We start from the raw sequence: 12012 nt of genomic DNA on the forward strand, positions 1-12012 counted from the left end.
GCATGGCCTCCATCGGGCACATAGTCGCGCGTACCCCTTCCGGCGAGGTCCTGTCGCGCGCGCAGCAGCGCGCAATGCTTGTTCCGGACTGCCTCGTCGAGGCGCGCAGGATTGCCAACACGGTGATTTCAGGCTGGCATGGCCGGCGCAAACGCGGCATCGGCGAAAATTTCTGGCAGTTCCGCCCCTATAGCGAAGGCGAAAGCCTGTCGCGCATCGACTGGCGCCGCTCGGCTCGCGACGACCATACCTATGTGCGCGACCGCGAATGGGAGGCCGCCCATACCATCTGGCTCTGGGCCGATCTCTCGCCCTCGATGATGTACAAGTCGACGCTCGGCGCCGTCTCCAAGGAAAGCCGTGCGCTGGTGCTGATGCTGGCGCTTGCCGAAATTCTCGCCCGCTCCGGCGAACGGATCGGCTGCCCGGGCGTCATGGAACCGGTGTCGGCGCGCAACGCCGCCGAACGGCTGGCAACCGCGATCATGCTGAGCCCGCTTGCCGAGGGACTCCCTGAGACCGGCATGATCCGCAACGCCAGCGATCTGGTGCTGATCGGAGATTTTCTCGACCCCGCCGAAAAGGTGATGGAGCGCCTTGCGCCGCTCGCGCGCCGCGGCTTCCGCGGACATATGGTCGAGATCGCCGATCCTGCGGAAGAGGTCTTCCCCTATGCCGGGCGAACCGAATTCACCGACCCGGAAACCGGGGAAAAACTGACTGCGGGGCGCGCCGAGATTTTGCAAGAAGATTATCAGCGCGCCTATCTCGCCCGCCGTGACAGCCTCGGCTCGAGCCTCCGGCACCTCGGCTGGACCTTCATTCCGCATCGGACCGACCGCCCCGCGTCCGAGGCGCTTGTTGCCGTGCACATGTATCTTTCAGGAATGCCCGGAAGGGCAACGCATGGAGGCCTGCTATGATCGGCGGTCTCGCCTTCGTCTTCGCCAATCCCGCCATGCTGGCCGCGCTTGTCGCGCTGCCGGTCATCTGGTGGCTTTTGCGGATGACGCCGCCGAGGCCGGCGGCCGAGGTCTTTCCGCCACTCCGCATCCTCGCTTCCGTTCTGAAGCGCGAGGAGACCCCATCGAAAAGCCCCTGGTGGCTGACGCTTCTCAGGATGCTGATGGCCGCCGCCGTCATTTTCGCAATCGCCGATCCGGTCTTCAACCCGCGCAGCAATACGCTCGCCTCCTCGGGCCCTCTCGCGCTCTTGATCGACAACAGCTGGGCGACGGCGCCCGATTGGGAGCGCCGCATCGAAGCCGCCTCGGCGCTGATCGACGACGCGGAGGCAAGAGACCTTGCGGTCTCGATCGTCTTCACCGGCGATCGGCAGCACGATGCGACGCCGGGATCGGCAGGGGCCGCGCGCAACCGTCTCGCCGCCGCATCGCCTGAACCGCTTCCGGCCGACCGTCGCTCCGCGATCGCGGCAATGCAAACGGCCTTCGAAGACGCCGCACCCGGAACGCTCGCCTTCGTCACCGATGGCATAGAAGCGACGGAAGGCAAGACGATGGAGGCGCTCGCGGGAATTCGCGCCGCCAACCTTCGGTTGATCGAGGCCGACGGCAGTCAGGCAATTGCCCTCACCAACAGCAGCAACGAATCCGCGGGCATGTCGGTGACGGCGAGCCGGTTGAAAACCGATGATCGCCGCTCCCTGTCGATCGTCGCTTACGATACGCGCGGCCGCGCGATCGCGGACGGCACGATCGATTTCGCGCCCAATGAAGCGGTTGCAAAGGGAACGATCACCGCGCCTTTCGAGCTGCGCAACGATTTCGCGCGCATCGGCATCGAGGGTGCCGCGACCGCCGGTGGCGTCCACCTGCTCGACGACGGCTTCCGCCGCCGCCGTGTCGCCCTCTTGAGTGGCGAGGCCCGAGACCTGTCCCAACCGCTGCTCTCGCCGCTCTACTATATCAACCGGGCGCTCGCCCCCTATGCCGATCTCGTCGAACCCCGCGAGACCGATCTTGCCGTGGCCATTCCGGAACTTTTGGAACAACGACCTTCGGTCCTGATCATGGCCGATATCGGCCGCCTGCCGGAAGAGATGTACCCACTCATGAAGAAGTGGATCGACAACGGCGGCACCCTGATCCGCTTTGCCGGGCCGCGGCTTGCAGCGGCACCGGCTGACGACCCGCTGGTGCCCGTGACGCTGAGGCAGGGCGAGCGGGCGCTTGGCGGCGCGCTTTCCTGGTCTGAGCCGCAGCCGCTCGCCGCCTATCCTGGCAACAGCCCCTTTGCCGGCATGGCCCGTCCCACCGACATATTGATCAAGCGGCAAGTCCTGGCCGAACCGACAGCGGATCTGGTCGAGCGGACCTGGGCAAACCTCGCCGACGGAACGCCTTTGGTGACCACGGCCGGACAAGGGGCCGGACGCATCATCCTGTTCCATGTCAGCGCCGAGGCAACCTGGTCGAACCTGCCGATTTCCGGGCATTTCGTGGAAATGCTTCGCCGCAGCGTGCAGCTTTCGCGCAGCGGCGGCGTCGCGAGCGAAGGCAAGACACAGGCGCAGACATTGGCGCCCTACCGGCTGCTGAACGCCGACGGTGTCCTCGTCGCCGAAACCGGCAATGCGCGGCCGCTCGACATCGTCCCCGGCAAGGCACCGCTTGCAACTCCGGAAAACCCGCCGGGGCTTTACGGCTCCGAAGACGGTTTCACGGCGTTGAACCTGCTCCCCCGCGATGCCGAACTCAAAAAGATCGACATGGTGGCTGCGGGCCCGCATACCTCCGAACGGCTGACTGGCGCGGAAAGCTGGTCGCTGAAGCCTGCTCTCCTGACGCTGGCACTGCTGCTGCTCCTCGCCGACGCCGTCGTCGTCCTCTTCATGAGCGGCGCCTTTTCACGCGTTCGAGTGGCAAGGACGGCTACCACAATACTCTTCGTGCTGTGCGGCACCCTTGTCCTCCTTCCATCGCAGGCTTTCGCGGATGACGCGCGCCCGGATGACCAACGCGTCCTGGAACGCCTCGATACGACCCATCTCGCCTATGTCGTAACCGGCGAAGACGAGGTCGACCGCCTCTCCGAACGCGGCCTCATGGGCCTCACGGATTTCCTCACCTATCGCACCACGCTGGAGCCGGGCGCGCCCGTCGGGCTCGACATTTCCAAGGACGAGCTCAGCCTTTACCCGATCATCTACTGGCCGATTTCCGCCAATGCGCCGATGCCGAGTCCGCAGGCTGTAAGCCGCATCGACGCCTATATGCGCGCGGGCGGCACGGTGCTCTTCGATACACGCGACCAGTTTTCCTCGTTGGGCGCCTCTTCGAGCGGGACGAGCGCGAACACCGAACGGCTGCAGGCGATTCTGGGCAATCTCGACATTCCGCCGCTGGAGCCCGTTCCGGGTGATCATGTGCTGACCAAGGCCTTCTATCTGCTCTCGAATTTTCCGGGGCGCTACACCGGCAGTCCGCTCTGGATCGAGGCGCAGCTCGACAACCGTGAAGAGGTAAGCGACCGCCCAGCCAGGTCCGCGGACGGCGTCACGCCGATCATGATCACCGGTAACGACTTTGCCGGCGCGTGGGCCGTGGATACGAATGGCGTCGCGCTCCTGCCGACGGTTCCGCCGGACGAGATGCAGCGCGAATATGCCTTCCGCTCCGGCGTCAACATCATGATGTATATGCTGACCGGCAACTACAAGGCCGACCAGGTGCACGTGCCCGCCCTGCTCGAGCGGCTCGGTCAGTGAGGATCGTTCGATGACCGTCGACTTTGCACCGTTTCTTCCCTGGCCCTATTTCGCGGCGCTGACCCTCGTCGCGGCCGCGCTCGCCGCGCTCGGCCTCTGGCGTCGCGTTCGCGGCGCCTGGTTGCGGACGGCCGCGCTAGCAGCGTTCTGCCTGGCGATTGCCAATCCGTCTGTTTTCCAGGAGGAGCGCGAACCGCTCTCGACCATCGTTGCCGTCGTCGTCGATCGCAGCCAAAGCCAGGACAATGCCGATCGGCGAGAACAGACCGACAAGGCGCTTGCCGACCTCAAGGATCGCCTCGCCCGCTTTCCGCAGATAGAGACCCGCATCGTCGAGGCCGCAGACGACGCCGAAAGCGAAGCGCCATCGACGAAGCTCTTCGGTGCATTGGCAACAGCGCTTGCCGACGTGCCGCCGGCCCGCGTCGGCGGCGCCGTCTTCATAACCGACGGCCAGATCCATGACGTTCCCGATGTCAATCAGAAGCTCGGTTTGGATGCGCCCATCCATGGCTTGATCAGCGGCAAGCCGGATGAATTCGATCGGCGTATCGAAATCGTCAGCGCACCGCGGTTCGGCATCGTCGGCGAACAGCAGAAAATGACCTTCCGTGTCGTTGACGACGGAGCGGCTCCCGAGGGTGGCGCCGAAGTGACGATCCGCCTCAATGGCAACGAGATCGCCACCGAGCAAGCCGAACCGGGCACGGACGTGCCCTTCAGCTTCACCGTCCCGCGCGGCGGCAACAACATCCTCGAATTCGCGGTGAATCCCATTGCGGGCGAAGTGACGGAGGTCAACAACCGCGCCGTCCACGTGCTCGACGGGATCCGGGAGAACCTGCGCGTATTGCTGGTTTCCGGTGAGCCGCACGCGGGCGAGCGCGCCTGGCGCAATCTGCTGAAATCCGATGCAGCGGTGGACCTCGTCCACTTCACCATTCTGCGTCCGCCGGAAAAACAGGACGGTACGCCGATCAACGAACTTTCACTGATCGCCTTCCCGACCCGCGAGCTCTTCGTCGACAAGATCAGCGAGTTCGATCTGATCATCTTCGATCGCTACCAGCATCGCGGCGTGCTGCCGATCCTCTACTACGACAACATCGCGCAATATGTGCAGAACGGCGGCGCCTTGCTGATCGCCGCCGGCCCGGAACACGCCGGCGACGACTCGATTGCCGCCACGCCGCTTTCGGCGGTTCTTCCCGCGAGCCCCACCGGTGCCATGAATGAGAAGGCTTTCTTCCCCCGCCTTTCCGAGGAGGGAAAGAAGCATCCGGTGACGCGCGGTCTCGAAGGCGCAGCGAGCGAACCTCCGGGCTGGGGTCGATGGTTCCGCACGGTCGACGTCGACCGCCCCCTCGGGCAGACGGTCATGGAGGCGGCAGACGGAAAGCCGTTGCTCGTCCTCAACCGCGTCGGCAAGGGGCGTGTCGCGATGCTTTTGTCCGACCAAGGTTGGCTGTGGGCGCGCGGCTTCGAAGGCGGCGGACCGCATGTTTCGCTCTATCGCCGCACGGCCCATTGGCTGATGCAGGAACCGGCGCTCGAGGAAGAGGCGCTGACGGCGCGCGCCTCCGGCCGCACGCTGGAAATTACCCGGCAGACGATCGAAGGAGACCCCGGCCAGGCGACGCTAACCTATCCATCGGGCAAGACCGAGGAGGTCACACTCACAGAACGCGAACCGGGTCTCTACAAGGCCGAGGTGAAGACGACGGAAACCGGCCTGTTCGAGGTCGCCAATGACGAGCTGACGACGCTTGTCCATGTCGGCAACGTTGATGCACCGGAGTTCAAGGCGGCAATCTCCACGGAGGAAAAGCTCCGTCCCTGGGCGGAAAAAACCAAGGGACTCGTGCGGCGGCTGGCGGATGCGGACGGCCCGGTCGACCTTCCTTCGATCCTGCCGGTTCATGGCGCAGTCCGCGTGGCCGACAACGAGCGCCTTTCGCTGCGCATGACCGACGAGACCGTGCTGAAGGGCATCAATTCGCTATCGCTGTTCTCCAGCCTCTTCGGGCTCGCCGCCCTGCTCTTCCTGATCTCCTCCACCTGGTACCGCGAGGGTCGCTAGAGCGGGGTGAGGAAAAGCGTGAGCGGTTTTCCGCCCGCACTCCGCCCTAACTTATTAGAACCGATCGACGCTTCGGCCACACCGATGATGCCTATTCCGCAGCGAGCGGATGCGGAAGCTGCGGGACACTGGCGGAGAGACACGCGCGAATGTGCTGCCGCAACCAGACGCCGGCCGGATCATTGTCGGAATGCAGCGGCCAGACCATGGTAACCGGCGGAAACCGCAGCGCCAAAGGGACCGGACTAACCTCCAGCCCCAGCAACGGACCATAACGCTCTGCAATACGCGAAGACACGGTCGCAATGACGGGCGACAAGCTCGCGGTCGCCAGGACGGACATGAAATCAGGGGCGGCGGCGACCACGTTCAGCTCGGTCCCGGCATGTTCAAGTGCATCTTTCACGCACCCATGAAGGCTTTCCGATTGCGAGATCACCACATGGTCGGCCTGGAGATAGGTATCGAGGGTCACCGGGCTCGGCAAGGGCAACAGACCGCGATTGAAGCAGCAAAGGACCTCCGCCTCGTAGAGCACTTCGGAGATGTAGCGTGAGGTAGGCGCGTAGGTGCAGCCGACGGCCATGTCGATCGTACCTGCGCTCAGCATCGCATCCACCTCGTCCGGGGTGCACGTCCGCACCAGAAGCCGGATACCGGGTGCCATTCTTCGCAACAGCGCCGTTAGGTCCGGAAGCAGCAGAAGCTCGGCCTCGCAGGATAGGCCCAGGCGGAAAATTCGCCGTTCGGTTGCCGGATCAAACACGTCGGCAGCGAGGAGTGCGGCCTGCGCCTGCTTCAGTGCCAGGCGGATCGGCCCGGCCAGCGCCCGCGCCCGCGCGGTCGGCTGCATAACCTGGCCAATCCTCACGAAAAGATCGTCCTGAAACAGAACCCTCAACGTCGACAGGTTGTGGCTCATGGCCGGCTGCTGAATCTTGAGCCGGCGTGCCGCCTTGGTCACGCTGCCCTCCTCCATCATCGCATCGAAGGCAATCAACAGATTGAGGTCGAAGGAGCGTAGATTGAAATGATCGATGACTTCCATGACTCGTATCGATTTGATTGCTGACTTCTCCATACATAGCTTCTGCCTGAGGTCTTGCAAGAGCCAGATCAGCAATCAGAGCGGGGTGAGGAAAATGTGAGCGGTTTCCCGCCCGCATCCTGCTCTAACCTATCAGGAGTTGAACCTATGCATACGCGCCGATCGATCCTAAAGGGAACCGCCACTGCTCTCGTCGCGGCGAGTTCGATGCCGGTTATCTCAACCCTAGCCGCTGCCAAAGCGCCCTTCGCCGGGGCCCAGGCTCCCGCTTTCTATCGCATGAAGGTGGGCTCGATCGAGGTGACGGCGCTTTCAGACGGAACTATCCCGATACCGCTTGCGAGCCTTTACACCAATACGACCGACGAACATGCGCAATCCGCGCTTGCCGCGGCGTTTCAGGGCACAGAGACCGAAACCTCCGTGAACGCGTTTCTGATCAACACCGGCGAACGTCTCGTCCTGATCGACGCGGGGACAGGCAGCTATCTCGGCCCGAAGCTTGGCAAGCTGATCCGGAACATCGCGGCATCAGGCTACAAGGCAAGTGATATCGATGACGTGATCCTCACGCATATCCACACCGACCACTCTGGAGGTCTTTCCAGCGACGGCGAGCGGCTCTTCGCGAACGCCATCGTGCGCGTCAACAAGCGCGACGCCGATTTCTGGCTCGATCCCGCCAAACGGGAAGGAGCAACCGGTCCGCTTAAGAACCAGTTTGTCGAAGCGCAGCAAAGCCTCGCGCCCTATCTGGACGCAGGTAGACTGGAGACCTTCGACGACGATGCCGCGCCGGTCGCGGGCATCGGTTCGATCCTGCGCTCGGGCCACACGCCGGGCCATAGCTCGCTGGTGATCGAAAGCGAAGGAGAGAAGATGGTCTTCTGGGGAGATATTACGCACGGGGATGTGCTGCAGTTCGACGAACCGGGCGTCGCCATCGAATTCGACGTCGATCAGCAGAAGGCTGTCGAGTCACGGCGAGCCGCATTCGTCGAAGCAGCATCGGAACGCTATTGGGTCGCCGGCGCGCATATTGCCTTCCCCGGTATCGGTCACCTGCGCACAGACGACACGAATTACGACTGGGTACCGGTCACCTATGCGGCTGGTTGATCCGGGAACGGAAAGAGTGCAAGCTTGCGCTCGCAGTCTCAAACAGCGATCCGGTGGCACCACCGGATCGCTGTTGCCGCTTCTGATGACACCAATTTTCGTCGGATACTGTCAGTTGAAAATGCGAGGACCGGTGACCGACGGAAACATCGTAATTTCAGATCTTCGCGCCGTCCCGCACTTTGCGGATGCGATTGCCGATCGCGTCTGGCGAGCTTGGTGGAAACCGAAAGGATTCGCTCTGGAGCATGTCGCCGGTTTGGTCCGCGAGAATCTCGGAAGCGGTCCGCTACCCCTGGCGATCGTCGCCCATCGGGGTTCAACCTTCATCGGAACCGCCTCGATTATCGCATCCGACATGGAGGAGCGGCCTCAATATACACCCTGGGTCGCCGCCGTTTGGGTGGACCCGGCGTTTCGGCGGCAAGGCGTCGGCGGCATCATCGTCGGCCATGCCGCGCGCGCCGCCTTCGCAGCGGGCGCCGATACCGCCTACCTCTGCGCCGTGCCAGCAAAAAGTGCCTTCTACCAAGGACTTGGCTGGTCGTTGCGTGAGCAGGATGTGGGAGACCACCGGCTCGACGTGTTCACGCTCAAGCCGATCTGATTGCCCGTCTGTCAAATCAGGCAGCAGCGCCTTCGGCCTGCGCCTCTACGGCGAGTTCGGCCACCGGAGCGGCGCTGTCGTCCCGCCAGCGGATTACGCCGCTGAGCCGCGCATGGACGTCCGCCGCCATCGGCACGACGAGAACTCTCGCTGGATCCACGGGCCCCGGAAATTCGAGCGCGCCGTAGTGGACCTTCTCGAAACCGAGCGGCTGATAATAGGGCGGGTCGCCGACGAGGATCACCGCCTCGGAGCCTTTCCGCCGCGCAGCCTCGACGGCAATGCGCACGAGTTCGCGACCGATGCCCCGGTTCTTGTGCGACGGCCGCACCGCGAGCGGGCCAAGCAGGTGCCCTTTCACAGGCCCGGCCGTGACCGGAGTCATCCGCACGGAGGCGATCGTCTCGCCATCGTCGGCACAGATGAAAGACAGCGAACGATCATGGGGACCCTGCTCGCGAATACGGGCAGCGGCGCGCACGAACCGCCCGGGGCCAAAGGCTTCTTCGTTGATGATTTCGATGGCTGCGTCGTGTGACGCGTCTTCAGTCAGATAGACGATGTCGTGCTTTTTCATGGATATCGGGAACCAAGCATGCGAACGGACAATAAGGATGGCTCGCCCACAAGGGGCGTTTGCAGCATCAGCGTCGTCGCAGGTTTCCCGACAGGATCATGGTTACGGTCGTTCCGAACACGAAAAATTTCCGGACTCGCGATAGCAGAAAATCGCCGCCTGTCAAAGCCCAAAACGCACTGTTCAAAAATTGACACCTATTACCGTTCCACTGCTGCGTTATCTATAAACGATGAGAGAAAACGTGAAGGAGTTGGTTGCATGGGCAGACTGGTGAACGGAGTCTGGCAGGACGTATGGTACGACACCAAGGCGACGAAAGGCCATTTCAAGCGCAGCGAGGCGCAGTTCCGGAACTGGATCACCGCCGACGGATCGCCCGGCCCCTCCGGCGCAGGCGGCTTCGTGGCCGAGCCGAACCGTTATCATCTCCATGTCTCGCTTGCCTGTCCCTGGGCTCACCGCACACTGATTTTCCGTAAGCTCAAGAAGCTTGAGGACATCATCTCGGTCTCCGTCGTCGATCCTCTGATGCTGTCCAACGGCTGGGAGTTCAAAGGCGAGATCGGCGGCACGGTCGACCATCTCTTCGGTTCCGAGACCCTTTGGCAGGTTTATGTTCGCGCCGACCCCGGTTATTCTGGCCGAGTGACCGTGCCCGTGCTCTGGGACAAGAAGACGAACACGATCGTCTCCAATGAATCGGCCGAAATTATCCGCATATTCAATTCGGCCTTCGATCATCTTACCGGTTCGACCGAGGATTTCTGCCCAGCGGAACTGCGCGGTGAAATCGACGAACTCAACGCGCGCATTTATGACGCCGTCAACAACGGCGTCTACAAGGCCGGCTTCGCGACCAGCCAGCAGGCCTATGACGAGAGCGTGACGGCCTTGTTCGCCATGTTGGATGAATTGGAGGATCGCCTCGCCTCACAACGGTATCTCACCGGAAATCGCATCACCGAGGCCGACTGGCGCCTGTTCACGACGCTGGTGCGGTTCGACCCGGTCTATGTCGGCCATTTCAAATGCAACATCCGGCGCATTGCCGACTATCCGAATCTCTACGGGTACCTGCGCGACCTTTACCAGGTGCCGGGCGTGTCCGACACGGTGAACATGCGCCATATCAAGGAGCACTATTACCGCAGCCACACGATGATCAACCCGACGGGCGTCGTGCCGGCCGGCCCGGTGGTGGAGCTTACGACGCCGCACGGACGCGATCGCCTTGACGATGCGACACATTCAAGCGAGACCGCAAGGCGAGCGGCCGCCGGCACGCATTGACGCTCACCAGAACGTGTCCGGCGCCTCCGTTCCCGCGAGTTCTGCAATCCGCCGGCGCGTCGCGGGCGTCGTGTCCGCCGGCAGTTCGTCGAGCGCGAAGAAGCCGGCAGCGGCTATCTCCAGATCAGGAACCTTCGGTTGTTGCTGGCGGACATTGTCGCAACGGAAGAAGATGACGTGATCGCGCTTGCTGGTGCCCCGGTTGTAATAGACCTGCACCAGTAGCGGCGGCGACGTCAGTTCCAGATTGCCTTCTTCCCTCAGTTCGCGTGCGAGCCCCTCCACCGCGGTTTCATGGCGGTCGAGGCCACCACCCGGCAGGTGCCATCCGGGAAGATAGGAATGCCTGACGAGGAAGATCCGCCCTTCGCCGTCGAAGCAGGCGGCGCGCACGCCAAGTGTCATGCCGCGCGAGAGCGCAAAATAGACATGTGCAAACCGCGTCAGCAGGCGAATTCGCCAGTTGCGCAATTCCGCCGGTCGGTCCTGCTCCAAACACGTCCTCCTGTGGGCCGCGGTTCTCACGCGAAATCGTTACGAACTGGTGATTCCACTCTGGCGGAATATGCGCTAGACGGGGGCGATGTTCAAACTCGCGCATATTTCGGACGTTCATCTCGGACCCTTGCCAGATCTGTCCCTGAGGGAACTTGCTTCCAAGCGGATCACCGGTTTCGTCAACTGGCACAGAAACCGGGCGCGCCATCTCTTTCCCGGCACGCTCGCGTGCCTGATGGACGACATCGAGAAGCGCAATCCCGACCATCTCGCCATCACGGGAGATCTCGTGAACCTCGCTTCATCTCTGGAGATCGAGGCTATGACGGCGTGGCTTTCCCAAGCGGGCGACCCCGGGGATATCTCCATCGTACCGGGCAATCACGATGCCTATGTGCCAGGTGCCTATGAGAAGACGACGCGCGCCTGGTACGCTTACATGCGGGGTGACGACGATCCGCCCGGCTGGGCCCGCAGTCATCACTGCTTTCCCTATGTGCGCGTGCGCGGCTCGGTGGCACTTATCGGCTGCTCGACAGCGGTCGCGACGCCGCCCTTCGCCGCAAGCGGCTACTTCGGCCAGCGGCAGGCGCGCGCCACGGTCAACCTATTGCGGGCGGCAGGCGAGGCTGGGCTCTTCCGAGTCGTGCTGATCCACCACCCGCCGATCCGTGGCGCGACCTCCATGCACAAGCGCATGATCGGCATTCGCCGTTTTGCGGCGACCATTTCGTCGGGCGGCGCCGAACTGGTACTTCACGGCCATACCCATCTCAACACGGTTTACTGGCTGAAAGGGCCGACTGCGCCGGTCCCGGTCGTCGGCATTGCCTCGGCATCGCAGGGGCCGGGCGGCAGCAAGCCGGCGGCCGCCTATAATCTCTTCTCGATAGCAGGCGAGCCGGGCAACTGGCAGCTCAGCCGCGAGCGCTACACGCTCAATGCCGACGCGACCGGCGTCGAACTCGCCGAAACCACCCGTTTCTAGGCTCGGGCCGTCCGCGTTAAAGACAAACGTCAAAGAAAAATCCTACGGGGACGAATAATTCGTCATGCCTGT

At 63.1% G+C, this 12012-nt stretch carries 10 protein-coding genes; 7 read left to right on the top strand and 3 right to left on the bottom strand.

Translation table 11 applies throughout. The features are described from left to right. The first annotated feature begins 2 nt into the window (after positions 1-2). The 3 genes from QN224_RS17525 to QN224_RS17535 are packed head-to-tail and all read left to right on the top strand — an operon-like array spanning position 3 to position 5810. Entirely contained in the window at positions 3-923 is a 921-nt protein-coding gene (locus QN224_RS17525; protein ID WP_269282067.1) for a DUF58 domain-containing protein, read from the top strand. Continuing rightward, positions 920-3730, top strand: coding sequence for a DUF4159 domain-containing protein (locus tag QN224_RS17530; protein WP_283977721.1), 2811 nt, complete (start codon positions 920-922; stop codon positions 3728-3730). Before QN224_RS17525 ends, QN224_RS17530 begins: the two co-directional genes overlap by 4 nt. 10 nt (positions 3731-3740) lie before the next feature. Further along, the gene (locus QN224_RS17535; protein ID WP_283977722.1) at positions 3741-5810 is read left to right on the top strand and encodes a hypothetical protein; all 2070 of its coding nucleotides are present in this window, start codon (positions 3741-3743) and stop codon (positions 5808-5810) included. 91 nt (positions 5811-5901) lie between these two features. Here the strand turns inward: QN224_RS17535 and QN224_RS17540 are convergent, their stop codons facing one another. Beyond that, entirely contained in the window at positions 5902-6858 is a 957-nt protein-coding gene (locus tag QN224_RS17540) for a LysR family transcriptional regulator (protein WP_283977803.1), read from the bottom strand. A gap of 147 nt (positions 6859-7005) precedes the next feature. On the opposite strand from QN224_RS17540, the gene QN224_RS17545 reads away from it, so the two are divergent. Then, positions 7006-7977: an MBL fold metallo-hydrolase gene (locus QN224_RS17545; protein WP_283977723.1), complete on the top strand. Its 972-nt coding sequence runs from the start codon at positions 7006-7008 to the stop codon at positions 7975-7977. 121 nt (positions 7978-8098) lie between these two features. Then, positions 8099-8584 carry a GNAT family N-acetyltransferase gene (locus tag QN224_RS17550; RefSeq protein WP_283977804.1) on the top strand — a complete coding sequence of 162 codons (486 nt, stop codon included), beginning with the start codon at positions 8099-8101 and terminating at the stop codon, positions 8582-8584. Between the two features lie 16 nt (positions 8585-8600). Here the strand turns inward: QN224_RS17550 and QN224_RS17555 are convergent, their stop codons facing one another. Continuing rightward, a complete protein-coding gene (locus tag QN224_RS17555) occupies positions 8601-9161 on the bottom strand; it encodes an N-acetyltransferase (RefSeq protein ID WP_283977724.1) in 561 nt (186 codons plus the stop codon). Positions 9162-9422: 261 nt separating this feature from the next. Between QN224_RS17555 and QN224_RS17560 the strand changes: the two genes are divergently transcribed. After that, positions 9423-10454, top strand: a complete 1032-nt coding sequence (locus QN224_RS17560; protein WP_283977725.1) for a glutathione S-transferase family protein — start codon at positions 9423-9425, stop codon at positions 10452-10454. A 3-nt stretch (positions 10455-10457) separates the two neighbouring features. On the opposite strand, the gene QN224_RS17565 is transcribed toward QN224_RS17560, so the two are convergent. Beyond that, entirely contained in the window at positions 10458-10949 is a 492-nt protein-coding gene (locus QN224_RS17565; protein WP_283977726.1) for an NUDIX domain-containing protein, read from the bottom strand. An 88-nt stretch (positions 10950-11037) separates the two neighbouring features. Between QN224_RS17565 and QN224_RS17570 the strand changes: the two genes are divergently transcribed. Further along, a complete protein-coding gene (locus QN224_RS17570; protein ID WP_283977727.1) occupies positions 11038-11940 on the top strand; it encodes a metallophosphoesterase in 903 nt (300 codons plus the stop codon). Positions 11941-12012 lie beyond the last annotated feature (72 nt).

This window comes from Sinorhizobium sp. 7-81, from assembly GCF_030124405.1.
GTDB lineage: Bacteria > Pseudomonadota > Alphaproteobacteria > Rhizobiales > Rhizobiaceae > Sinorhizobium > Sinorhizobium psoraleae.

Coding starts and splice junctions, on each gene's coding strand:
- QN224_RS17525 (WP_269282067.1), top strand. CDS start 3: ATGGCCTCCATCGGGCACATAGTCGCGCGTACCCCTTCCGGCGAGGTC.
- QN224_RS17530 (WP_283977721.1), top strand. CDS start 920: ATGATCGGCGGTCTCGCCTTCGTCTTCGCCAATCCCGCCATGCTGGCC.
- QN224_RS17535 (WP_283977722.1), top strand. CDS start 3,741: ATGACCGTCGACTTTGCACCGTTTCTTCCCTGGCCCTATTTCGCGGCG.
- QN224_RS17540 (WP_283977803.1), bottom strand. CDS start 6,858: ATGGAAGTCATCGATCATTTCAATCTACGCTCCTTCGACCTCAATCTG.
- QN224_RS17545 (WP_283977723.1), top strand. CDS start 7,006: ATGCATACGCGCCGATCGATCCTAAAGGGAACCGCCACTGCTCTCGTC.
- QN224_RS17550 (WP_283977804.1), top strand. CDS start 8,099: ATGCGAGGACCGGTGACCGACGGAAACATCGTAATTTCAGATCTTCGC.
- QN224_RS17555 (WP_283977724.1), bottom strand. CDS start 9,161: ATGAAAAAGCACGACATCGTCTATCTGACTGAAGACGCGTCACACGAC.
- QN224_RS17560 (WP_283977725.1), top strand. CDS start 9,423: ATGGGCAGACTGGTGAACGGAGTCTGGCAGGACGTATGGTACGACACC.
- QN224_RS17570 (WP_283977727.1), top strand. CDS start 11,038: ATGTTCAAACTCGCGCATATTTCGGACGTTCATCTCGGACCCTTGCCA.